Below are 24,935 nucleotides of genomic sequence, written 5' to 3' on the forward strand. Positions count from 1 at the left end.
AAGGATCCGGTGCTCAGGCCGTCCTGCGGCCGTCCGGTTCGCACCCCAGCCATTTCAACTCGTCCGCCCAGCCGATCAGGACGGCGAGTTCGTCGGACAGCGCCGGCCGGATGGTCGGAACAATGCCCAGGATCACCTCGCCGGTCGATCCGTCCAGCGTCACGGTATCGCTGGTCCCGACCGCCACGCCGCCGATGAACGCGCGCATGGCCCCGGCGTCGATGATCAGTTCCGCGACGCCGACGACGCAGGCCTTGCCCATGCCGCGAGCCACCACGGCGGCGTGGCTGGTCATGCCGCCGCGCGCCGTCAGGATGCCGTGCGCGACGTGGATGCCGTGGATGTCCTCCGGGTCGGTTTCGGTCCGGCACAGGATGACGGCTTCACCCCGCGCCGCCCTGATCTGAGCATCAGCGACGGTGAAGGCGAGCCTGCCGGTCACCGCCCCTGGCGAGGCGGCCAGCCCGACCGCTAGCAGGGTGCGGGGAGCGTCCGGGTCGAGCACCGGCTGAAGCATATGGTCCAGGGCTTCCATATCGACCATATCGACGGCCTCTTCCGGCGTGACGACGCCTTCTTCCGCCAGATGGACGGCGATTCTGACCGCCGCCTGGGTCGTTCGCTTCCCGGAACGGGTCTGGAGCAGGTAGAGCCTGCCCTGCTGCACGGTGAACTCCAGGTCCTGCATGTCGCGCAGATGCGCTTCCAGCCGCCGCGCCACGTCCCGAAGCTGAGCGTGGACCGCCGGCATGACATGCTCCAGCGCACTCAGCGGCAGCGGCGTCCGGATGCCGGCGACCAGATCCTCCCCCTGCGCATCGGGCAGAAACTCGCCGAACAGCACGTTCTCTCCGGTCGAGGGGTCGCGGGTGAAGGCGACGCCGGTGCCGCTGTCGGCGCCCCGGTTGCCGAACACCATCGCCTGGATCGTCACCGCCGTCCCGCCGTGTTCGGGGATGCCGTGAAGGCGGCGGTAAAAGACGGCGCGCCGGTTGTTCCATGACCGGAACACGGCGCCGATCGCCTGCCAGAGCTGCTCGTGGACATCCTGCGGGAAAGGCCGCCCGACTTCGCGGACGATCATCTCCTGATACTCGCGGACCAGCACCCGGCAGTCGTCCGCCGTCAACTCGCTGTCCAGCCGGCAGCGGCGCCGCTGCTTGACCGCGTCCAGGATACGTTCGAAGCAGTCATGGTCGATGCCCATGACGACCGTGCCATACATCTGGATGAAGCGCCGGTAGGTCTCCCAGGCGAAGCGGCTGTCGCCGCTCCAGGCCGCCAGTCCCATGACCGTCACGTCGTTGAGGCCAAGGTTGAGGACGGTGTCCATCATGCCCGGCATCGATACCGCCGCGCCCGACCGCACCGCGACCAGCAGCGGGGCAGCCGCACTGCCGAACCGGCCGCCGGTCAGCGCACCGACGCGCCGCAATGCGTGGGATACCTGGTCCTTCAGCCAATCGGGAGCTTGCCCGCCATCCTGGCGGAACTCCCGGCAGACCGGCGTGGACAGGGTGAAGCCCGGCGGTACCGGCAGGCCGAGCCGGCTCATCCCGGCAAGCCCAGCCCCCTTGCCGCCCAGCAGATCGACCGGATCGATCCCCGGCGGCAGGGCATCCGCCGTGCCGCCGCCGAAGCCGAATACCCGGCAGGGTGCCGCTTCGACGATTTCGGGCGTAAGTTCCGCCGCACGCTCCGCCGGGGCCTTGGACGGCATCAGTCCTGCTCCGGTTCCAGGTAAATGATCCGGAGCGTGTTGGTCGAGCCGGTGCGGCCGAACGGCACGCCGGCCGTGATCGCGATCCGGTCGCCGATACCGGCGATGCCGTAGTCCTGGGCGATCCGTACCGCTTCCGGAACCATCTCGCCGAACGAGCTGATGCCCTTCGTTACGTGAACGGTATGAACGCCGTAGGACAAGGCCAGCCGCCGAGCGGTGGTGTCGTGGATCGAAATCGCGAGGATCGGCATCGGCGGACGTTCCCGTGCGGCGCGCAGCGTCGTGCTGCCCGACTCCGTATACGTCACGATGGCCTTGGCGTCCACGGCGCGGGCGGATTGGTGCGCCGAATGGGTGATGGCATCCGACGTCGTCTTGCCCAGACCCGGATGCTGGCTGTCCATGATGCTGAGATAGGACTCGTCACCTTCGACCCGGCCGACGATCCGGTCCATGATGGCGACCGCTTCCAGCGGATAGCTTCCGGCGGCGGTCTCCGCCGACAGCATCACCGCGTCGGCTCCGTCATAGACGGCGGTCGCCACGTCGGAAACCTCCGCCCGCGTCGGCGACGGCGAACTGATCATTGATTCCAGCATCTGCGTCGCGACGATCACCGGGCGGCCCGCGTCGCGGGACTTCCGGATGATCTTCTTTTGCAAGCCCGGCACGTCTTCCGCCGGCATTTCGACGCCCAGATCGCCGCGCGCGACCATCAGGGCGTCGGAAAGCTCGATCAGCTCGTCCAAGTGCTGGATCGCCATCGGCTTTTCGATCTTCAGCATGATCGCGGCGCGGTCGCCGATCAGGCCGCGCGCCTCGACCACGTCTTCCGGCCGCTGGACAAAGGACAGGGCGATCCACTCCACCCCCTGGTTCAGCGCGAACTCCATGTCGCGCCGATCCTTGGGCGTCAGGGGCGAGAGCGGCAGCATCACGTCGGGGACGTTGAAGCCCTTGTTGTTCGACAGCCGGGTACCGGCGACGACCTCCCCCAGCAGGAAGTCGGCGCCCTGCTCGATGACGCGGATGCGGACCTTGCCGTCGTCCAGCAGCAGGGTGCTGCCGACCTTCATCGCGGAGATGACCTCCGGATGCGGCAGGCAGACCCGCTCCTCGTTGCCCGGCGCCGGGTCCAGGTCGAACCGGATCACCCGGCCCACCCGCAGGCCGATAGCCCCTTCGGCGAACGAGCCGATGCGGAGCTTCGGCCCCTGGAGGTCGGCGATGACGCCGATCGGGCGGTCGTACTCGACCTCCAGCGCGCGGATGCGGGCCAGCACCTCGCCGTGGTTTTCCTGCGTGCCATGACTGAAGTTGAGCCGGAAGACATCCACCCCGGCCAGCATCAGGCGCCGGAGCATATCGGCCGACGAACTGGCCGGGCCGACCGTCGCGACGATCTTGGTCTGCCGGTGACGCCGGAAGATCGGCGCCTTTTTCTGCCCCGAAGCCGGGATTTCTGAGGGTGTCATGACATCACTTGCGGTTGGGTCAGTCGTCGCCGCCGGGCGCGGTCTGGCCGATTTCGAAATTGCCCATGACTTCAAGGATGCGCAGCAGGCCGGAGTGGTCCCATTGCGCTCCGCCCTGGGCGGCGCAGGCGTTGAAGAGCTGCTGCGTGCTGGCGGTATTGGGCAGCGACAGGTTGAGCGACTTGGCGCCCGCAAGTGCGAGGTTGAGGTCCTTCTGGTGCAGCTCGATCCGGAACCCCGGATTGAAGTTGCGCTTGATCATCCGCTCGCCATGCACTTCCAGGATGCGCGACGACGCGAAGCCGCCCATCAGCGCCTGACGGACGCGGGCCGGGTCCGCTCCGGCTTTGGCGGCGAACAGCAGGGCTTCCGCGACCGCTTCGATGGTCAGCGCCACGATGATCTGGTTGGCGACCTTGGTGGTCTGCCCGTCGCCGTTGCCGCCGACTAGGGTGATGTTCTTGCCCATCTTCTCGAACAGCGGCTTGACCTTCTCGAACGCCGCCTCGGGTCCGCCGACCATGATGGTCAGCGACGCCGCCTTGGCGCCGACATCGCCGCCGGAAACCGGCGCGTCCAGGTAGTCGCAGCCGAGCTTGTTGATTTCGGAAGCGAAGCGCTTCGTCTCGATCGGAGCGATCGAGCTCATGTCGACGACGGTCTTGCCCTTGGACAGACCCTGGGCGACGCCGTTCTCGCCGAACAGCGCTGCTTCGACATGGGGAGTATCGGGGACCATCGTGATGATGATGTCGGCCTTCTCGGCCACTTCCTTGCCGGACTTGCAGGCGGTGCCGCCCTTTCCGGTCAGTTCGTCGGGGACGGGCTGGATGTCGTACAGGTACAGTTCATGCCCGGCGTCGATCAAATGACCCGCCATCGGCCGACCCATAATGCCAAGCCCGATGAAACCTACTTTCATTTTTCGCTCCCTCCGTGAAATGTTTATACCCGACGAATGTCGGTTTGTCGCGCTGGATTGACTTGGTATTCGACGTGTTGCGGGCGTTTTGTTGGGCCACGGCCTAACCTACAAAGCAGGAGCCCGTAGGTTGGGCCGTGGCCCAACAACACTCGACGCGTCTTCCTCACCCCTTGGTGAACCAGCCCAGGCCTTCTTCGGTCTTGGTCTTCGGCTTGTACTCGCAGCCGATCCAGCCGTCGTAGCCGATCCGGTCGAAGTGGCCGAACAGGAAGGGGTAGTTGATTTCACCCGTACCCGGCTCGTTGCGGCCCGGATTGTCGGCAAGCTGGATATGCGCGATCCGCGACAGGTTCTTCTCGACCGTGCGGGCGAGATCGCCTTCCATGATCTGCATGTGATAGACGTCGTACTGGACGAATATGTTGTCCGAGCCGGTCTGGTCGATCAGGTCGATCGCCTGCTTGGTCCGGGTCAGGTAGAAGCCCGGAATGTCGATGGTGTTGATCGGCTCGATCAGCAGCTTGATATCGTGCTTCTTCAGCTCGTCGGCGGCGTATTTGATGTTGCCGACGAAGGTGTCGTGCAACTTGGTCTGCTCTACCCCGGCCGGCACGATGCCGGCAAGGCAGTTGACCAGCGGGCACTTCAGCGCGGTCGCGTACTCGATCGCCTTGCCGACGCCGTCGCGGAACTCTCCGACACGGTCCGGCATGCAGGCGATGCCGCGCTCGCCCGCACCCCAGTCGCCGGCCGGCAGATTGTGGAGCACCTGCTTCAGGTCGTTGGCCTGAAGCCGCTGGACCAGATCCTCCACCTTGTAGGGATAGGGGAACAGGTACTCGACGCCCCAGAAGCCGGCCTTGGCGGCCCGCTCGAACCGGTCGAGAAAATCGTACTCGGTGAACAGCATCGTCAGATTGGCCGCGAATTTCGGCATGATGCTTCCTCCCTTTTCTTCGATACTTCGTTTCAGACCAACACGCGGTGAGGCTGCTGCTCCGGGAGGTCGAGGATTTCCTCGAACTCCGTGACGTTGTCAATCTCGGTGCCCATGGCGATGTTGGTAACCCGCTCCAGGATGATCTCGACGACGACCGGGACCTGGTACTGCGCCATCAGCTCGTCCGCCTTGGCGAAGGCGGCCTGGATCTCGCCGGGATCGGTGACGCGGATGGCCTTGCAGCCGAAGCCCTCGGCGACCGCGACATGGTCGACGCCATAGCCGTTCAGCTCCGGCGCGTTGATGTTCTCGAACGAGAGCTGGACCTGGAAGTCCATCTGGAAGCCGCGCTGCGACTGCCGGATCAGCCCGAGATACGAGTTGTTGACGACGACGTGGATGTAGGGGAGCTTGAACTGGGCGCCGACCGCCAGTTCCTCGATCAGGAACTGGAAATCGTAGTCGCCGGACAGCGCCACGATGCGGCGCTTCGGGTCGGCCGCCCGAATGCCCAGTGCCGCCGGCAGCGTCCAGCCGAGCGGACCGGCCTGACCGGCATTGATCCAGCGGCGCGGCTTGTAGACATGGAGGAACTGGGCGCCCGCGATCTGCGACAGGCCGATGACGCTGACGTAGCAGGTGTCCTCGCCGAACGCCCGGTTCATCTCTTCATAGACGCGCTGCGGCTTGATCGGCTTGTTGTCGAAGTCGGTGCGGCGGTGCATGGTCCGCTTCCGAACCCCGCATTCATCGCTCCAAGCCGAACGGTCCTTCAGCTTGCCGGCGGCCTTCCACTCCTTCGCCACCTCGACGAACAGGTTCAGCGCGGCGCCGGCGTCCGACACGATGCCGAAGTCCGGCATGAAGACGCGGCCGATCTGGGTCGGTTCGATATCGATATGGACGAACTTGCGGTCCTTGGTATAGACGCCGACCGAGCCGGTGTGCCGGTTGGCCCAGCGGTTGCCGATGCCGAGCACGAAATCCGACTTCAGCATCGTCGCGTTGCCGTAGCGGTGCGACGTCTGCAAGCCGACCATGCCGGCCATCAGCGGATGGTCGTCGGGGATGGAGCCCCAGCCCATCAGCGTCGGGATGACCGGAACGCCGGTGATCTCGGCGAACTCGACAAGCTGCGCCGACGCATCGGCATTGATGACGCCGCCGCCGGAAACGATCAGCGGACGCTCCGCCTCGTTCAGCATCGTCAACGCTTTTTCGATCTGCGCGCGGGTCGCGGCGGGCTTGTAGGCCGGCAGCGGCTGGTAAGTGTCGATGTCGAACTCGATCTCCGCCATCTGGACGTCGAACGGCAGGTCGATCAGCACGGGGCCGGGACGGCCCGAGCGCATGATGTGGAAAGCCTGCTGAAAGACGAACGGGACCTGCGCCGGCTCCAGCACGGTGGTCGCCCACTTGGTCACCGGCTTGGCGATGCTGGGAATATCGACCGCCTGGAAGTCTTCCTTGTGCAGCCGGGCACGGGGAGCCTGACCGGTGATGCAGAGGATCGGAATGCTGTCGGCCTGGGCCGAGTACAGGCCGGTGATCATGTCGGTGCCGGCCGGGCCGGAGGTGCCGACGCAGACGCCGATATTGCCGGCTTCGGCGCGGGTGTAGCCTTCAGCCATGTGCGAGGCGCCCTCGACGTGGCGCGCAAGGATGTGGCCGATCCTGCCGTTGCGCTGCAAGGCGGAGTAGAACGGGTTGATCGCGGCTCCGGGGACTCCGAAGCAGACCGAGACCCCTTCCTTTTCGAGAACGTGAACCGCGGCTTCGATCGCTGTCATCTTGGGCATTGTTGTTACCCTCCCTAGGATCGGTTTTTGTATCCTGTATGCCAGCACCTAAACACCGATCCGGGGGAGCATCAACAGCTTTGGATTCCTTTTTCACGATACGGAATTTTGCTGCGACGCGGTTCGAGCGGAGCACGGTTCGGCGATTTGCGGGCGGACGCTCCTAAGATCTCTTATTGTGCAAAGCGTTCCAGCTCAGCGGCTTGAGGAATTGCGCCCCCTGCTTCGCCTGTGATCTGATCGAGCATTCGGCCTCTGCACAGACAAAAGCCTGCGTCACGATCTTGTGACGCAGGCTTTTTCATGTCCGGCCTCGACAAGTCGAAGCTTATATCAGGGGCCGAAGACATTGATCCCTGTGGACAGCGCTTGTTGGGCCACGGCCCAACCTACAGGCTCCTGCTTCGTAGGTTGGGCCGTGGCCCAACATTCCGTAGCGCCGGTCAAACTCGTCGGCTCCTGGTCTTACTTCGCAGCGAGCTGCGACCGCGCCTTGTCGATCTCCGCGAAGATTTCCTTCACCAGATCGGCGCCGACTTCCTGGGTGTACTTGTCGGTGACCGGCTGGAGATGCTGGCGCATCCGTGCGCGCTCTTCCTTGCTCATGTCGGTCACGACCATGCCCTTGGCCTGGACCGCCTTCAGCATCTCGACCTCGCGCTGGCGGTTCAGTTCGCGCTGGTACGGAGTCGCTTCCTTGGCCGCGTCGGTCAGGATCTGCCGCTCGTCGGCGGACAGCTTGTCCCAGGTCTTCTTGCTGAACAGGACCACCAGCGGGTCATAGACGTGATGCGTCGTGGTCAGGTATTTCTGCACTTCGTCGAACTTGGCCGTTTCGATGGTCGGCAGCGCCGTTTCCTGTCCGTCAACGGCCTTCTGCTCCAGAGCGGTGTAAAGCTCGGTGAAGGGCATCGGCACGGCGTTGGCGCCGACGCCGTTGAAGATGTCGACGAAGATTGGGATCTGAATCACGCGGATCTTGAGACCCTGCATGTCTTCCCACTTGGTGATCGGGTGCTTGCTGTTGGTCGTGTCGCGGTAGCCGTGCTCCCAGTAGCCAAGCCCGACCAGACCTTTCTCGGGAAGCTTTTCCAGCAGCTTGGTCCCGACCGGACCGTCGACCACGGCGTCGGCCACACGCACGTCGTCGAACATCAGCGGCAGGTAGAAGACGCCGTATTCCTTGATCATGGTGGAGAGAAGGCCGGTGCTGACGACCGTCATGTCGATCGTGCCGCCCTGGAGCGAGGAGATCACCTGGGCATCGCCTCCCAGCGTGCCGCCGGGGAAGATCTTGCTCTTCATCTTACCGCCGCTCTTCTCGGCGACGATGTCGGCGAACTTCTGTGCCCCCATGCTGAAGGGATGTTCCTTGACCTGCACCACCGCGATCTTGAACGAGTGGCTGCCGATTTCGGCGGCCAAGGCCACACCGGCGGTCATCATCAGGCCAGCGGCCATCAGCGGGGCCAGAGCCCGTTTGAACATCATTTTCATGCGTTTCCCTCTCCCCTTATTTCGACCACCGCGATTTCCCTTCCGGAACTTCTCGCGGCGATCTGATATCTGTGATCACACTTGCATCAGACCTGACGGAGTGTCAAGCTGGATTCTCGAGACCAGCCACCGGAGAGAACCCCATGCCCCCCGTCAACGGCGCTCCCGCTTCGGGACTTGCCAGCCTTGAGCGCATCGACCGGGAAACGGTTTCCGGGCGGGTCTACCGCGACCTCCGCGAGCTTCTGATCAGCGGGGAAATCTCACCCGGCGAGAAGCTGGCGCTCCGCTCGGTCGCCGCGGCACTGGGCACCAGCCTGATGCCGGTGCGCGACGCCGTGGCGCGGTTGGCGGCGGAGCAGGCGGTGGAGGTCATGCCCAACCGCACCGTCCGGGTGCCGGTGATGACGCGCGGCCGGTTCGAGGAGTTGCGGACGATCCGCCTGATGCTGGAAGGCCACTGCACCGAAGTGGCGGCGGCCCACGCCACGCCCCAGGACCTGACGCGGATCCGCGAGCTACACGCCGACTTCACGGCGGAACACGACATGGACGACCCCGATGCCGGCCGCCTGATCCGCCTGAACAAGGAATTCCACTTCGCCGTCTACAAGGCGTCGCGGATGCCGGTCGCCCTCCAGATGATCGAGGGGCTGTGGCTGCAAATCGGCCCGGTCCTCAACTTCGACCTGCGGACGAAGTCGGAACGCCTGTCCCGCCGCGTTGCGGTCGGCCACCATACCGAGCTGCTGGCGGCGCTGGAACGCCGCGACGGTCCCGCTGCCCGCAAGGCATTGTCCGAGGACATCGTCAGCGCCGGTGACTTCATCCTGAGCCGGAATGTTTTGCCGGTGACGTGATGCTTGTTCGGCGGAGACGTGAAATTTCCGAAGGGTGAACAACCTGGGCTGATTTGCCGCAGTTTTACATAATTGCGGTTAATCAGATTACAGGAAGATGTCAGCCAGAAGAAGGCACCTTTCTCATAGATTGCGGTGCTGCGATGAAGCCGATTCCTTTCCTGGCGCGATTTAAGGTTCCGACAAAGATCGGCTTCGGCTTCGCCGTCGTGCTCCTGCTTCTGGTCGCCGTCGGCTCGTTCGGCGGCATGGCGCTCTACGAGGGAGTCCGGCTTCAGAAAACCTACGCCTCGATCTCCGACAACGCCCAGGGCGTGCTTCGCATCGCCCATTTGGTTGCCGAAATGCGCCGCGACGTCCTGGTCGCGATCGACGAGAGCGATGAGGCAGCGGCGGTCCGTGCAACCGACCTCGGCACCCGGATCAACGTCATGCTGGACGAGGCGTCAAAGGCCACGAGCGACCCGGAACGGCACGGCAACCTCGATGTCATGCGGTCCCTGCTCGGCGCCTACCAAGCCGATTTCAAGAAGGCGCTGACGGCGGAGCGGGTACGCCACGACTCGATCGAACACGGAATGAACCCGATCGGCGCCAAGGTCAGGACCAACCTGACCGAGATCGTCCGCTCGGCCATGACCGACGGCGATTTCGCCGCCGCTGCCCATGCGGGCATCGCCCAGGAAGCCCTGATGCTGGCGCGCATCTCGGCACTTCATTTCATTACGACCCGAGACAAGGCGGAGATTGCCGAATTCAACAATAGGATCGAGACCTATACCCAGACCGTGACCGAGCTTCGGACGCGCCTGACCGATCCCGGACGCCAGGCGCTTGCCACCGAAGCGGTCACGCTGGCGGGCGACTACGCCGCGTCGTTCCGCAAGGTGGTGGAGACCACGGCGGAGGCGCACGATCTCGTCAAGGGCTCCATGGCCGCAACAGCCGCCGAGTTCGGCCGGCTCGCGGCCAGGACCAGCGACAGCCAGCACGCCGCGATGACGACGCTGAAGGACGAAACCGCCGCCGAAATGGACGGTGCGCTGGTCCTGGTGCTGAGCGTTTCGGCTCTGGCCCTGGTACTCGGGATCGGGCTGGCGGTGCTGCTGTCGCGTGCGGTCGCCGGGCCGGTGACACGGATGACCGCCGCGATGGAAGACCTTGCCGGCGGCAACTTGTCCGCCGACATCCCCGGATTGGGTTACCGGGACGAGATCGGCTCCATGGCGGAGGCTGTCCAGGTCTTCAAGAACAACGCGGTCGAGAAGGAACGGCTGGAGGCCGCCCAGGAGGAGCAGAAGCGCCGCGCCGACGAGGAGCGCAAGCTGGCGCTCCGCAAGATGGCCGACGGGTTCGAGGCCCAGGTCGGAACCGTCGTGGAGGCGGTCACCTCGGCGGCTGTTCAGTTGCAGGCCTCGTCGCGCCAGATGGCCGCGACCGCGACCGAGACCAGCGCCCAGGCGACCTCGGTCGCGGGGGCGGCGGGACAGGCCTCGGCCAATGTCCAGACCGTCGCGACGGCGACCGACGAGTTGGCCGCCTCGATCAACGAGATCGCCAATCAGGTGGAGCGCAGCCGCACCGTGGCGGTGCGCGCCGACGGCGAGGCGAAGGAAACGACGCAACTGATCGAGCGGCTGTCGGACGCCGTCGTCAGCATCGGCGAGATCGTGACGATGATCAACGGCATCGCCAGCCAGACCAACCTGCTGGCGCTGAACGCAACCATCGAGGCGGCACGGGCCGGCGAAGCCGGCAAGGGCTTCGCGGTGGTGGCGTCGGAGGTCAAGAACCTCGCGAACCAGACGGCCAAGGCGACCGAGGAAATCACCGGACAGATCGCCGCCGTGCAGAACGGCACGGCCGATGCGGTCAAGGCGATCACCTCGATCTCCAGGGTCATCGCCGAGATCGGCGAGATCGGCGCCACCGTCGCGTCCGCCGTATCGGAGCAGACCGCCGCCACCGGCGAGATCGCCCGCAACGTCGAGCAGGCCGCCATGGGAACGCAGGAAGTATCCCGCAGCATCGGCATGGTCGAGCAAGCCGCCCGCGATACCGGCAGCGCCGCCGAGCAGATCAGTTCGTCGTCCAGCGACCTGTCGCAACAGGCGGACATCCTGAAACGGGAAGTTTCGCGTTTCCTCGATCAGGTCCGCACCGACCGGAAGAACCTTCAACTGGTGGCCTGGGAAGCATCGCTGGAAGTCGGCTCACCCGAGATCGACCGGCACCACAAGGAGTTGATCGATCAGCTCAACCACTTCTTCGGAAGCATGATGTACGGCGACGGCGCCGCCGGGGCGGTCGATGCCATCGCGATGCTGGTCGGTTCGATGAGCGAGCACTTCGCCGACGAGGAACGGCAGATGACCCGCATGGGCTATCCGGGCACCGCCGACCATATCCGCGACCATGCCGATTTCATCCAGCGCTTCGACCGGCTGCGGTCCGATGTCGATGCCGGCAAGCCGGATGCCGCCAACGCCCTGTTCGAACACCTGGCCGACTGGACCAAGGCCCATATCCTGGCCTACGACAAGAAAGTGGCGGAATACGCGATAGCCCGGCGGGCCGGCTGAATTGGGCCGGCCAGGGCGGAGAAATCAGCAGCAGGCGGCTTCGGCGGCGGACAGCGTGGCGGCGATGACCTGACGATAGCGGCGCAGATACCCGTTCCGGTCGACTACCGTGGTAATGATCTGGACCTTTTCGTCACCCACGGGTTCAGCATCGTAGAACTTTGAATGAAGGAACCGGATCACTTCAGCTTGATTGGAGGTCAGCACATCACGCTCCGTCGTCTGGAATCCTGTGGCCTGTTAAAGTGATCTTGGCCTCGAACCTTTAACAGATGGTTTCCACGGTCCAGCCTCTACTTTATCGCGCCCTGTGCTTTCTGTTTGAAAAACAGAACTATCTTTGCGTGGTTCCTGAATGAAAACACTGGCAAAAAACTCCGGCAATCCGGATCGGCGTCATCGCTCCCCGCTCGCCAGCGCCGCGACGACGGCGGAACTTGCCGCGACCAGATCGGCCGGCGCCACCTTGATCTGAAGCCCGCGCTGCCCGCCGTTGACGACCAGGAACGGCAGTGCCATCGCCGAAGCGTCCAGGAAGCAGCGCAGCCGCTTCTTCTGCCCCAGCGGGCTGATGCCGCCGATATGATACCCGCTGATCCGCTCGGCATCCGCCGGCCGCATCATCACGGCGGACTTCTTTCCCGCCGCCGCCGCCAGGGCCTTCAGGCTGAGTTCCTGATCGGACGGGATGATCGCGGTGCACGGCTCGTCCCCGGCCACGACCATCAGCGTCTTGAACACCATCGAAGGCGCCAGCCCAAGCGCCTCCGCCGCCTGAAGCCCGATGGACGGAGCGTCGGGGTCATACTCGTAACTGAGAAGTTCGAACCGCTTCCCCGCCTTATCCAAAGCCATAGTCGCCGGCGTCCGTTTGGACACGCTCCACTCTCCACACAAGTCTCCGCGCCGGTATTTCTATCCGGACTCCTGCCGGTTTACGAGCAGGTTCGGGATCAAGGCAGGTATGGTTCGTCTATTCGGACTCATGCCCCCACTGATTGAACGGAAGATTTCATTTGAAACAATCTCAAAGGATATACATACTATTTGCAATTGATTTGATCTGTGTTTTTCGCGGATAACTTTGATGGTCAAAGAAAACTGGCGGCGAGCGCAGGGGCTTCCGTCCACCAATGGGTAGCAACATGACTTCGGTAGCCTTGCAGGATGCGCAACAAGCAATCGTCGATGTAATGCCTTCACTGCGGAAGTTCGCCCGCTCCCTGACCGGCTCGGCCGATGCCGCCGACGAACTTGTTCAAGCCGCCTATGAACGCGCTCTGAGGTCGCCGGAAACCCTCACCACAGTCGAGCAGCCGATCGGCTGGATGTTCCGCATCATCCGGAACATCTGGATCGATGAGACCCGCTGTGCCCGCAACCGCCTGTCCGCTCCCCTGGAAGAAGGCGAGCACATCGCCACCGACGACACCGAACGCACGCTGACCGCCCGCTCCACCCTCGCAAGGGTGCGCGCCGTGGTAGCAGACATGCCGGAAGAGCAGAGCGCCGCCATCATGCTGGTCTGCGTCGACGGCCTGACCTACCAGGAAGCCGCAACCGTCCTCCGCATTCCCGTCGGCACCCTGATGAGCCGCCTCTGCCGGGGCAGGCTCGAACTGGCGCGCCGCTTCAAGGACACGGGAACGAAATGCTGAAGCACGGCAGGCGGTTCAGGAGCGCGTGATCGTCACGCCGTCCCGGCTGGCCAGCTGAATGATTTGGTGAACGATACCAGGAGCCGAAGAGTTTGACCGGCGGTAGGCAAGTGTTGGGCCACGGCCCAACCTACGAAGCAGGAGCTGTAGGTTGGGCCGTGGCCCAACAAACACTGTCCAGACAGGTCAATGTCTTCGGCCCCTGGTATGAGATCTTTAAACCAGATCGACTATCATCAAAATACAACAGGCGAAAATAAACAACATTTGAGCCCAACGCCAAATAAACGCAAATTGAGTATGCTTCTTCAATTCTCGTAATCCTAGGTACCCACTCTCGAAATGCATCCAGCGCGGCGCCCCGATCAGTAGGGAGACATAGGAGCGGATCTCGACGACACGCGGATCTGCTCCGGCCGGCCTCAAAGGTCAGCCGGTCTACCTTCATCGTTCGGGAGAAACGCCTGATGTCTGTTACTATCGATCAAGAGAACAGCCTGACGAACACGGGATCGCAGCGCCGCCTGTTCATGGGCGGAGTCGGCCTGGGGCTGGCGAGCCTGGCGCTCGTCACCGGCGGATCCGCCGCCTTCGCGGAGGAAAAGCCGGCGCTCACCGATGCCGATATCCTGAACTTCGCGCTCAACCTGGAATACCTCGAAGCCGAATTCTATCAGCGCGCCGCTTTCGGCAGGGGGCTGCTGCTACAGAACGTCCAGGGCCAGGGGCATTTCGGGCCGGTCAGCGGCGGTCGGCAGGTTCCGTTCACGAGCCCGATCGTCCGACAATACGCGATGGAGATCGCCGAAGACGAAAACAACCACGTCGTCTTCCTGCGCTCGCAGCTCGGCAATGCCGCCGTCGCCCGCCCCAAGCTGAACCTGGACACGAGCTTTACCGCGGCGGCCCGGGCAGCCGGACTGATCTCGGCGGGTCAGGTCTTCGATCCCTATGCCAACGAGACCAATTTCCTGCTCGCGGCGTTCATCTTCGAAGATGTCGGCGTTACCGCCTACAAGGGCGCCGCCCGCTTCATTTCGAACCCCGACGTCCTCGAAGCGGCCGCCGGCATCCTGGCAACCGAAGCCTACCATTCCGGGATCATCCGCTCCGCCCTGTACCAGCTCGGCCTGCTCGATCAGGCCAAGGCCATATCCGATCTGCGGGACGCCGTGGACGGTCCCGACGGGATCGACCAGGATCTCGGCACGCTGGAGAGGGCCAACCTGATCCCCACCGATCTCAACGGCCTCGCCTATAGCCGGACACCGCAGCAGGTCCTCGACATCGTCTACCTGGGCGGCCAGGCCAACGGCTTCGGCTTCTTCCCCGGCCGCACCAACGGCACGATCTCGTAAGCGGAACGAGGCGGCGTCCGCGACCTGAAACCGGGAGCCGGAGAGTTGGTCCGCTCAAACTCTCCGGCTCCCGGTATCGGTCGCCGCTGTCCGATGGGCCGATGGATTACAGCATGACCCCAGCAACCACACGCGACAGGCGTCGCGCCATCGTCGACCTGATGCCCGACCTGAGGCGTTTCGCCCGTGCCCTATCCAGATCGGAGGATGCCGCCGACGAGCTCGTCCAGACGGCTTACGAGCATGCGCTCAGCCATCCCAAGTCCCTGGCTGCCGTCGAACGGCCGTCGAGCTGGATGCGCTGCATCATCAGGAACATCTGGGTGGACGAGAAGCGGAGTTCGCGGGACCGGCTGTCGGTGCCGCTGGACGAGGACGGCCATATCGCGGACGAAGATACCGAACGCACCGTGATCGCCCGAGCGACCCTGGCGCGGGTATGCGTCGAAGTGCCGGCCCTGCCGGACAAGCTGCGCCGTCCCATCGTCATGGTCTGCCTGGATGGCTTGAGCTACCGGGAAGCCGCCGCCAAGCTGAACATCCCGATGGGCACGCTGATGAGCCATCTTCACCGCGCCCGCCTGGAACTGGCCCGGCGTGTCGAGCTTCACGTCCCTGGGCCGGGTCGCGGCTAACCGCCGCAACCGCGGCCAAACACACGCGTATGCGTTGCATCCCGGCCTGCCCTGGGGTGAACTATCGCCGCTGCGCCCGGCAGCACCCCAGTTTCAAAAGGCCATCATGAGCGGATACCGGAAAAAGCTCGACGAGTTGAAGAGCATGCTGGTCAAGGCGGAAGATTTCAGCACGGTCCAAAGCTTCTTCTTCGACCATGTCACCTGCCACAAGACGTTCGTCCAGGCGAGCGAGCCTGCGAAGAACGACAAGCTGGAAGAGATCCTCAAGCTGATCGGTGGTCAGGTAATGGGAAAGGAATGCTCCCTGACCGGCCTGATGATGCTGGAGGTCAGGGAACACAGCCTGTTCCACGGCGGCGTCTTCATGAACGGCCGCATCGCGACGATCATTTATTTCAGCGACATCGATATCGGCATGGTCGCAGTGAACAGCGGTCCCGTACCCAGCCAGATGTCGTTCGCCCGGATCGCCTGCCTGCCGAACAACGGCAACGTATCCGCCGCGTCCCTTGCAAGCGGCAGCGGAACGCTGCAATAAGGCTCCGCTGCCCTCTCCCCTGCCCTCACCCGCTGTTCCGCAACCCCGCCGCGATGCCGTTGATCGTCAGCTGGATCCCCCGCAGCACGTATTCCTCCGCCACGTTGGTCCGGTAACGCTTCAGCAGTTCCACCTGGACGTGGTTCAGCGGGTCCAGGTAGGGGAAGCGGTTGCGGATCGAGCGCGCCAGCAGCGGGTTGCTTTCCAGTAGGACTTCCTGCCCCGTGATCGTCAGCAGGGCGTCGACGGAGGCCTGCCACTCCGTTCGGATGCGGTTGAACACCCGGTGGCGGAGGTCGGCGTCGGTCACCAGTTCCGCGTACCGCGATGCGATGGCGATGTTGCTCTTGGCCAGCACCATGTCCATGTTGGACAGCAGCGTCTGGAAGAACGGCCAATCCTTGTACATGGCCTTCAACGTATCCGTCCCGTCGTCGGGATGGTCCGCCAGATAGGCCTGGATCGCCGAGCCGAAGCCGTACCAGCCCGGCAGCATCAGGCGGCACTGCGCCCAGCTGAACACCCAGGGGATCGCCCGCAGGTCCTCGATGCTGCGCGTCTTCTTCCGGGACGACGGCCGGCTGCCGATGTTCAGGCCGGCGATCTCGGTGATGACCGTGGATTCCCAGAAGTAGTTCTCGAACCCCTCGGTCCCGTAGACCAGATCGCGGTACGCCCCGAAGGCATGCGCCGACAGCTCCTCCATCGTCGCCAGATAGTCTTCGCGCGGCGCCGCCCTGTCCGGCTGAAGCAAGGTCGCCTCCAGCGTCGCGGCGGCCAGCGTTTCCAGGTTCCGACGTCCGACCTCGGCGTTGGAATACTTGCCGGAGATCGTCTCGCCCTGCTCCGTGATGCGGATCTGGCCCTGCACCGCTCCGCCCGGCTGCGCCAGGATCGCCTGATAGCTGGGACCTCCGCCCCGGCCGACCGAGCCGCCGCGGCCGTGGAACAGCCGCAGCCTGACCCCATGCCGGCGGAACACCTCGACCAGCCCGATCTCCGCCTTGTAAAGCTCCCAGCCGGAGGTGACGAAACCGCCGTCCTTGTTGCTGTCTGAATAGCCCAGCATGACTTCCTGGATATTCCCCCGGCTTTCCAGGAACCGCTGGTACTGCGGTATCCCCAGCAGCCGGTCCATGATGCCGGTCGAGTTGCGCAGATCCTCGATCGTCTCGAAAAGCGGCACGATGTTGACCGACAGCACGCCGTCCAGCGGCCGGAGCAATCCGACCTCCCTCAGCAGGAGCGCCACCTCCAGGATGTCGGACACCCCGTCCGCCTTGGAGATGATGCTGTTGGGGACGGAGGCCGCCCCGTAGCGCCGGTGCGCCTCCGCCGCCGTCCGCAGGATCGCCAGTTCGGACAGCGTCTCCTCCGAATAGTCGACGAACGCGGACACCAGCGGTCGCGCCGTCTTCAGCTCCTTCAGCAGCAATGCTATCCGCGCTTCCTCGTCCAGCTCGCGGTACGCCGTGCCCGGCGCCGCCGCTTCCAGCAGGTCGGCCACCGTCCGCTCATGGACGTCCGAGTTCTGGCGAAGGTCGAGCCCGGCCATATGGAAGCCGAACACCGCCACCGCATGGCGCAGGTAGCGCAGCCGGCCGCGCGCCAGGATGGCGGAGCCGTTCTTCATCAGGCTGTCGTGGATGACGTCCAGCTCAGCCTTCAGCTCCGCGGCCTCGGCATAGGGCGGCGCTTCGCCGACCGCATGGCGCAGCACTTCGGCATGCCCCAAGCCCCGCGCGGTCGCGGCCAGCCGCGCGTAGATGCCGGTGATCGCGCGGCGGTACGGCTCGTCCTGCCGGTTGGGCGACCGGTCGGGCGAGCGGTCCGCCAGCTCCCGCAGGGCGTCGGAGAACGGCACGTTCCGACGGTTCAGCGACAGCTCTCCGCCCAGCGCATGAAGCTCCTCCAGATAGAAGCTCAGCGCGTGGGTGCCCTGGATCTTCAGCGCCTGGGCCACGATGTCGGCCTGGACGAAGGGATTGCCGTCGCGGTCGCCGCCGATCCAGCTTCCCATGCGCAGGAAAGGCGGAACCTCCTCCCCCTTCCACGATGGGTCAGCGGCGGCCAGCCGGTCTTCCAGCAGCGCGTAGAAGCGCGGCAGTTCCCGCAGGAACGTCTGGTCGTAGAACGACGCGCCGTTCTGGACCTCGTCGATCACCGTGCGCTTGGTCCAGCGCAGCAGGCTGGTCTGCCACAAGGTCACCACGGCCCGGCGCATCGCCTCGTCGCAGGCCGCTTCCTCGTCCGGGGTCATCCGGCTGTGCTCGCGCGCCGCCAGCAGATGCGCCAGATCCAACTCGCGGTTGAGCGAGCTCTTGCGCCTGACTTCCGTCGGATGGGCGGTCAGGACTGGGCAGATCAGCGCTTCCGCGAAGAAGGCGCGCAGCCGGTCCGCCGGGATGCCGGCCTCGAAGGCGCGGTTCAGGGCGTGGCCTATCGTTCCGGGACGCGGAGCCGATCCCGCCAGATCGTGGGCGCGGGTGCGCCGGATGTGGTGCTGGTCCTCGGCGATGTTCGCCAGATGGGAAAAGTACGAGAAAGCCCGGATGATGCGGGTGGTCTGTCGCGGCGTCATGCCGTTCAGCAGGCTTTCCAGCTCCTGCCGTGCTGCCGCGTCGTCGTCGCGATGGAACCGGATCGAGGTCTGGCGGACGCTTTCGACAAGGCCGAAGACCTCTTCGCCTTCCTGCTCGCGGATCGTGTCGCCCAGGATGCGCCCCAGCAGCCTGATGTCGTCGCGGAGTGGGAAGTCCTTCTCGGGCACTTCGGCCTGGTTCATGACCCGCATGATTAACCGCCTCTTCTCAGCCGCCTCGGTCACATCGGTAAAGATCGCGTCGGGAAAACTGTAACCACCGGTCCATCGGGGCGCTATACACTATCTTGCTGCACCGCGAAAAATGGACAAAGAATTCAGAGGACTGTGACACATATCCCAATTTGGTCACTCTTCAGACCACGATAGTGTCACTGGCACTTTCCGCAAATTGCATCGATAAAGAATTTGTCGGTCACCTGAGACGGAAAATGCTGTCGAGCACCAAGAAGAACTCAATCCCGGAGTAAGGCAAGGTCAGCACACAGGTCGTTACTGGAGGTGAACCTATGTTCACTGTCCAAGGACAGACTTGGCGTGTGCTTATTTTATGCTCCGAAAAGATCAGATGATGTTTTCGTCCAGGCCGCTGGTCAGTGACGGACGGCTTCAAACCAAGAGAACCCCGGTATCAGCACAATGGCAACCACTTCCCTGTCCGCAACGGCCGCTGTCCCCGAAACCAGCGCCGCCGCACCAGCGAGCGCGCCCGTTCCAACTGCCGCCACGACGCCGCCGCCGGCGATCGTCAAGGTTTCCGCTCCGGGCGGCGTGCTCCAGGCGCCGGACCTGCCATCGGCCTCGGGACCGGGCGAGATCGTGGCGGTGCAGCTTCAGAACAATACGGACAGCGCGCAGGGACCGGGGGAGGTCACCTTCGGCCACGTCTTCCGCCAGGGCGACTTGGGCGCCGGCCAGCATCTGACCGCCGTCATCGGCGGGCGCGACGTGCCGGTGCAGATGGACGTCAAGGCGACTCATCCGGACGGCTCGGTCCGCCACGCCATCCTGACCATCGACCAGCCCGGCCTTGCGGCGGGAGAAACCGCCAGCGCCATGCTGAGGAAAGCCGGCGGCGGACCGGATGGTGCTGCGATCCGGCCGGACGACATCATCGCCAAGGGCTACGACGTCGACATCAACGTCGACCTGAAGAATTCCGACGGATCGGTCACCCACTTCAAGGTCGATGCCGGCGCCGAACTGGCCAAGGCCGCCAGCGACGGCACGCTGAAGACCTGGATGAGCGGACCGCTAGCCTCCGAATACCGCGTGGTCACCGCGCTCAACGACCATCTCGACGTTACCCTGGACATCCGGGCCTTCAAGGATGGATCGGTGCGCACCGACGTCATCATGGGCGTCGAGTCGTCGTACCAGGGCGGTCTCCAGAACTTCTACGACTACGACATCAAGATCCTGGACCACGGCAAGACGGCCTATGCCAAGGACGGCATCGAGCATTTCCGCAACAGCCGGTGGCACGAGGAAGTCTGGTCCAACGGCCAGCCCGACATCCATGTCGCCCAGGACGTCGATTACATGAAATCGACCGGCGCCGTGATCGACATCGACAGCTCCATGGGCGTTTCGCCCGGCAGCGTGGCCCTGCCGTCCGGGGCCGACACCGATCCCATGGGCAGCGCCATGATCGCCAGGGACATGTCGCAGGTCGGCGGGCGCGGCGACCTCGGCATCATGCCGATCTGGAACGCCCGCTATCTGGCAAGCCAGGACGAGCAGGCGCAGAAGACCATGCTCGCCAATGCCGATGCCGCCGGCAGCATCCCGTGGCACTACCGCGACGAGGCGACCGGAGACTACCTGCGGATCGACGACCATCCCAATTTGTGGATGGACGGACGGACCAATTGGCCGCAGTTCGGCGACGACGGCCTGACCAACGGCTTCTCCGACGGCAAGCCGGCCGGCTGGGCGATCGACACCGCCCACCAGCCGGCACTCAGCTACCTGCCCTATCTGGTCACCGGCTCGCAGTATCATCTGGACGAGCTGATGGCCCAGACCACCTACAGCGTCGCGTCGTTCGCGCCGCACTACCGGGGCCAGGAACAGGGCTTCATCGATTTCGACCAGGTCCGCAGCCGCGCCTGGACGTGGCGCGACATGAGCGACGCAGCTTATATCACGCCCGACGACCACTCGATGAAGGGCTATTTCGAGAAGCTGCTGGACAACAACCTGGATGCGCTGGTCAAGCGCTACGTCATCGACGGGCAGGCCGACAAGTACGGCGACTTCGAAGGCTTCCTGCGCCACAGCACCTGGGCCGACGGCGATACGATGCCCTGGCAGTCGGATTTCGTGGCGCTGGCGCTCGGCACCATGGCCCAGCGCGGCTATGCGCAGGCCGAGAAGATGGTCGATTGGATGGACAACTTCACGTCCGGCAGGTTCATCCACGGTGACGACGGCTTCGACCCGCGCTTCGGCTCCTCATATCTGGTGAAGGTCCATGGCAACGGCTTCGGCCCCGCCTACGACACCTGGGCCGAGCTGTTCAAGGCCAGCTTTGGCACCGATCCCGGCAACCCGCCGGAACGGATCGATGGCTGGCCCAGTTCGCCCTTCGCCTATGCCGCCAACGCGCGGGCGACCGTCGCCCAGATCTTCACCGTGAACCATTCGCCGGACGCGATGGAAGCCTTCGGCTACCTGAGCAACGCGATGGTCAAGGCACAGGGCGCCCGGGGCTTCTATTCCGATCCGACCTGGAACATCTCGCCCCGGCTGCCGGACGGCGATACCCTCGACCTCGATCAGGTCCGCATCACCCACGGCGCCGACGACCAGTTCCTGTCCGGCACCAACGGCAACGAACTGCTCCATGGTGCCGGCGGCGACGACCAGATCAGCGGCGCCGGCGGCATCGACGTCCTGTTCGGCGATATCGGCGACGACGATCTGTCCGGCGGTGCGGGTAACGACTACCTTTATGGTGGCGGCGGCGACGACACGTTGAACGGTGGTTCCGGCGACGATTACCTGAAGGGCAACGGCGGCAACGACCGCTTCGTGTTCGACGGCGACGCCGGGGGTCGCGACACGATTTCGGAGTTCCGCAAGCACGGGACCGACACGATCGAGATCGGGGACGGTCTGGCGACCTCCGCCGCCCAGATCATCGGCTCCGCCAGCGCCGACGCGTCGGGCGACGCCGTCCTGCACATCGGAACGGGGTTGACCATCACCCTGCTCGGCGTCGGCACCGGCGACCTGAAGGCGGACATGTTCCACTTCGCCTGAACGCCGACGGCGGATTACTCCTCAGCACGTATAGGCGAGCCTCACGGCTCCCCAGTGACGCCCATTCACCAGAATGGGCGCGTCGGCCTCCTTCATGCGGATCAGACGGCCGTCGCCCATGTCCCGGCTGTAGGACTGAAGCAGGAATTCCCGCGTGCTGCGCGCGGCGGCAAGACCGGAGCGGTCGGTGAAGACGCGGCGGTTCCGGCAGTGGGCGGTGTTCCAGGCAACGTCGCCGGGCCGCTGCGGTTCGGAATATTTCCGGTTATGTGTCGGCAGATAGCCGGCCAGGGTGACGGCGGCGCAGAACTGGATGCGCGGATCGACCGCCAGGACCGGCTCCTGGATGGCGGGCAAGACGCGATCGAGCAGTGCCGTGAAGGGCGCCGTGTACTGTTGCGGCGCCGTTCCTTCCACGGCGGTCAAGTCGGTGCTGAAGAAATCCTCTTCGGCGATATCGCCCCGTCTGAGCCCCTCTTCGAAGACCGCCGAAATCTGCTTGGCGGTTCCCTGCGCCAGTTTGATGAACCGTTCGTCCTGGGCGTACATGTTCTGGTAGAAGGCGGCGAGCCGGTCGGCGAGCGCCTTGGCGAGATAGTCGAAGGCCAGATGCAGGCCCAACGCGCTGACCCCGGCGACCTGACACCTGATGTCGCCGACACCGGGAAGCGTCACGATCACGCCGGCCCCCGCGCGGAGCACCGGCAGGTCGTTGCCGGAAAGCAGCGCTCCTTCCAGGGACAGGTCCAGGATCAGGGAAGAAATCCTGCTGTTCGCGATCAGGACGGTCACCGGGACCTCGCAGGGCAGTCGGTTGGAAGACCGGCGGTCGCCGGCGACCGACTGCCTCAAGGCTATGACCAGACGTCGTTTCAGTTCCTGAACGGCCTTGTGGGTGACCGAGACCCGCTGTCCGACGTCGGCCGCCGTCCTGCTGATGCCGTCCGACTGCTGGCGGATCATCTGCACGCTTGACGAGACCTCGGTCGCCCCACCGGCCGACTGCACGGCGCTGCGGCCGATCTCGGCATTGGCGGCGGACTGTTCCTCGACCGCGGCGGCGGTCGATGCGGCGGCATCGTCGATCTGGCCGATGATCGCGATGACCGACCGGATCGAGTCGACGCTGCCGCCGACCGCCTCGTGAAGACCGGCGATCTGGCGTGTGATCCGATCGGTCGCGACCTGGGTCTGGTTGGACAGCGACTTCACTTCGTTGGCGACGACCGCAAAGCCCTTGCCGGCGTCACCGGCCCGCGCCGCCTCGATGGTCGCGTTGAGGGCCAGCAGGTTGGTCTGGCTGGCGATCTCGGCGATAAGGTCGAGCACGGTGCCGATCTCGGAAGTCGCCTCCTCCATCCTGCCGATGGCGGTCGCCGCCTCGCGGGCACTCGCGACCGCATCCCGCGCTATGGTGCTCGACCGGGATGCCTGATGCGCGATCTCGTTTCCGGCAGTGCCGAGTTCCTCGGTGGCCGCCGCCACGCTGGCGGCATTGGCGCTCGCCTGTTCGGCGGCCAGCGTGACGACGCCCGTGCTGTTCCGGACGACATCGATCGCCCCCAGCAACTGGCCGACGCCGACGGCGACACCGTCATTGCCTGCCTCGACTTCCGCCCAGGTGGCGTCCAGGTCGCTTTCGATCGTCTGGCAGGTTTGCAGCAGCAGTTGCCGCGTGGATGCTTTCTGACGGGCCTCTATCTCCCGGCGCTCCTGAATGCCATAGATCAACTTCGCCTGGAGCGCCCTCAACTGGGAAGCGAGACGCCTGAATTCGGGAGCTTCGGGGACCTCGATCTCGTGCCTCCGGCCCTCCTGGGAAATCGCGTCGCAATGCTGCTCGAAGCGGCGCAGGGGACGGCGCAGGGTGCGCAGGAGCAGCCAGCCCGCGACGACAGTGACCAGGATGCTGAAAGCGAGCGCCAGGAGCGCATGCCCGAGCCTGGACGCAAGGTCGTCTTGCGCGCGGGCGTATTCCGCCGCCGCCACGCGAACCTGTAGCTCCTCCAGCGCCCGGTTGCTTTGCTGGACGGCATCGAACAGCGGCAGCATCGTCAGCCGGTAATGGTCCTGCAAGGTCCCGCCATTCCCTTGGGCCGCAAGGTTCAGGGCCGGCTCCAGGCCGTCCCGCAGGAAAGCGGCGCGGCGGTCCTGGAACTCACGGGCCAGGACCTTCTCCTCGTCCGTCAGGTAGGTCGCCATGTATTGTGACCAAAGATCGGAGATTCTTTGCCGGTTGGCCTCGACCTTGGATACCAGGGGAGCGATCTTCGCGGCTTCCCCGTTGTTCAGGTCCATGACCATCATGGATACGCTATGCAGGTTGCTCCACAGGAGCCGGCTGATCTCGGCGAGTTGCCCCTGGGGCACGACGCGGTCGTCGTTGACGGTGCGCAGCGATTCATTGCTGTCCCGCATGCCGCTGAGGCCAAGCCAGCCGACCAGCAGGATGGCGAGGATGAGCGTGCCGACCAGAACAGCCAGACGGCCGGTCAGGCTGGCCATGGCCGTGGCGGCATGACTGCGCCAGCCAAGCCGGATCAGCGCACCTTCGCGGATGCCCAGCGTCCCGTCCGATTTGTCGTTCAGGCGGGCATAGGCGCGCTCCGCCGCCTCGACCTGCGCGCGCGACGGTTTCGTCCGGATCGAGATGAAACCCGAGATCTTGCCTTCTTCGACAAGCGGCGTGACGTTGGCCCTGACCCAGTAATGATCGCCGGACTTCGTCCGGTTCTTGACCAGGCCTTCCCAAGGCTTGCCTGACTTGACCGTAGCCCAGAGGTCGGAGAAGGCATCGGCCGGCATGCCGGGATGACGCACGATGTTATGGGGAGCGCCGATCAGTTCCTGTTCCGTAAACCCGCTTATGGCAATGAAGCCTTGATTGACGAAGGTGATGCGGCCCTTGTCATCGGTTCGGGAAACAAGGAGTTCGTCGTCGTCAAGCTCGACCTCTTGATTGGTCACAGGGCCATTGTCGCGCACAGAATTCTCCGCAGAAAGAAGGGCACAGGTAGTTATTAGCGAAAAACTCCTTAAATTTCGCCCAACCGCCCTAAATCATACGCTATTC

The 24,935-nt window shown here is 64.5% G+C and carries 17 protein-coding genes; 7 read left to right on the forward strand and 10 right to left on the reverse strand.

The features are described from left to right. Positions 1-13: 13 nt before the first annotated feature. The 6 genes from N826_RS30720 to N826_RS30745 form a co-directional block, all read right to left on the reverse strand. The gene (locus N826_RS30720) at positions 14-1,720 is read right to left on the reverse strand and encodes a pyruvate, phosphate dikinase (RefSeq protein WP_052832320.1); all 1,707 of its coding nucleotides are present in this window, start codon (positions 1,718-1,720) and stop codon (positions 14-16) included. Then, entirely contained in the window at positions 1,720-3,198 is a 1,479-nt protein-coding gene (gene pyk / locus N826_RS30725; RefSeq protein WP_052832322.1) for a pyruvate kinase, read from the reverse strand. The genes N826_RS30720 and pyk overlap by 1 nt, the downstream gene beginning before the upstream one ends. A gap of 19 nt (positions 3,199-3,217) precedes the next feature. After that, on the reverse strand, positions 3,218-4,189 hold the full coding sequence (glxR, locus tag N826_RS30730; protein ID WP_084721312.1) for a 2-hydroxy-3-oxopropionate reductase: 972 nt from the start codon (positions 4,187-4,189) through the stop codon (positions 3,218-3,220). 97 nt (positions 4,190-4,286) lie between these two features. Continuing rightward, on the reverse strand, positions 4,287-5,060 hold the full coding sequence (gene hyi / locus N826_RS30735) for a hydroxypyruvate isomerase (protein ID WP_044435309.1): 774 nt from the start codon (positions 5,058-5,060) through the stop codon (positions 4,287-4,289). Between the two features lie 32 nt (positions 5,061-5,092). Beyond that, complete coding sequence (gene gcl / locus N826_RS30740) at positions 5,093-6,862, reverse strand: glyoxylate carboligase (RefSeq protein WP_044435310.1); 1,770 nt, start codon at positions 6,860-6,862, stop codon at positions 5,093-5,095. A gap of 465 nt (positions 6,863-7,327) precedes the next feature. Next, positions 7,328-8,359 carry a TRAP transporter substrate-binding protein gene (locus N826_RS30745; protein ID WP_044435312.1) on the reverse strand — a complete coding sequence of 344 codons (1,032 nt, stop codon included), beginning with the start codon at positions 8,357-8,359 and terminating at the stop codon, positions 7,328-7,330. A 143-nt stretch (positions 8,360-8,502) separates the two neighbouring features. Here N826_RS30745 and N826_RS30750 point away from each other — a divergent pair, with 143 nt between their 5' ends. Beyond that, entirely contained in the window at positions 8,503-9,219 is a 717-nt protein-coding gene (locus tag N826_RS30750; RefSeq protein ID WP_044435314.1) for a GntR family transcriptional regulator, read from the forward strand. Between the two features lie 143 nt (positions 9,220-9,362). After that, positions 9,363-11,801, forward strand: a complete 2,439-nt coding sequence (locus N826_RS46300) for a bacteriohemerythrin (RefSeq protein WP_044435316.1) — start codon at positions 9,363-9,365, stop codon at positions 11,799-11,801. A gap of 24 nt (positions 11,802-11,825) precedes the next feature. Here the strand turns inward: N826_RS46300 and N826_RS30760 are convergent, their stop codons facing one another. Continuing rightward, complete coding sequence (locus N826_RS30760; protein ID WP_044435318.1) at positions 11,826-12,008, reverse strand: hypothetical protein; 183 nt, start codon at positions 12,006-12,008, stop codon at positions 11,826-11,828. Positions 12,009-12,197: 189 nt separating this feature from the next. Continuing rightward, positions 12,198-12,656, reverse strand: coding sequence for a Cys-tRNA(Pro) deacylase (gene ybaK, locus N826_RS30765; RefSeq protein ID WP_244619719.1), 459 nt, complete (start codon positions 12,654-12,656; stop codon positions 12,198-12,200). Positions 12,657-12,946: 290 nt separating this feature from the next. Here ybaK and N826_RS30770 point away from each other — a divergent pair, with 290 nt between their 5' ends. The 4 genes from N826_RS30770 to N826_RS30785 all read left to right on the forward strand — a co-directional run bounded on the left by N826_RS30770 (position 12,947) and on the right by N826_RS30785 (position 15,993). Continuing rightward, positions 12,947-13,459, forward strand: coding sequence for an RNA polymerase sigma factor (locus N826_RS30770; RefSeq protein ID WP_044435371.1), 513 nt, complete (start codon positions 12,947-12,949; stop codon positions 13,457-13,459). A 467-nt stretch (positions 13,460-13,926) separates the two neighbouring features. Next, positions 13,927-14,817, forward strand: coding sequence for a ferritin-like domain-containing protein (locus tag N826_RS30775; RefSeq protein WP_044435321.1), 891 nt, complete (start codon positions 13,927-13,929; stop codon positions 14,815-14,817). A gap of 113 nt (positions 14,818-14,930) precedes the next feature. Further along, positions 14,931-15,452: an RNA polymerase sigma factor gene (locus N826_RS30780; RefSeq protein WP_044435372.1), complete on the forward strand. Its 522-nt coding sequence runs from the start codon at positions 14,931-14,933 to the stop codon at positions 15,450-15,452. Between the two features lie 106 nt (positions 15,453-15,558). Then, positions 15,559-15,993, forward strand: a complete 435-nt coding sequence (locus N826_RS30785) for a hypothetical protein (protein ID WP_044435323.1) — start codon at positions 15,559-15,561, stop codon at positions 15,991-15,993. A 25-nt stretch (positions 15,994-16,018) separates the two neighbouring features. Here the strand turns inward: N826_RS30785 and ppc are convergent, their stop codons facing one another. After that, positions 16,019-18,787, reverse strand: coding sequence for a phosphoenolpyruvate carboxylase (gene ppc, locus N826_RS30790; protein WP_084721313.1), 2,769 nt, complete (start codon positions 18,785-18,787; stop codon positions 16,019-16,021). A 447-nt stretch (positions 18,788-19,234) separates the two neighbouring features. Here ppc and N826_RS30795 point away from each other — a divergent pair, with 447 nt between their 5' ends. After that, positions 19,235-21,862, forward strand: a complete 2,628-nt coding sequence (locus N826_RS30795) for a calcium-binding protein (protein WP_044435324.1) — start codon at positions 19,235-19,237, stop codon at positions 21,860-21,862. A 21-nt stretch (positions 21,863-21,883) separates the two neighbouring features. On the opposite strand, the gene N826_RS30800 is transcribed toward N826_RS30795, so the two are convergent. Next, on the reverse strand, positions 21,884-24,847 hold the full coding sequence (locus tag N826_RS30800) for a methyl-accepting chemotaxis protein (protein WP_044435327.1): 2,964 nt from the start codon (positions 24,845-24,847) through the stop codon (positions 21,884-21,886). Positions 24,848-24,935 lie beyond the last annotated feature (88 nt).

The organism is Skermanella aerolata KACC 11604 (assembly GCF_000936425.1).
Lineage (GTDB): Bacteria > Pseudomonadota > Alphaproteobacteria > Azospirillales > Azospirillaceae > Skermanella > Skermanella aerolata.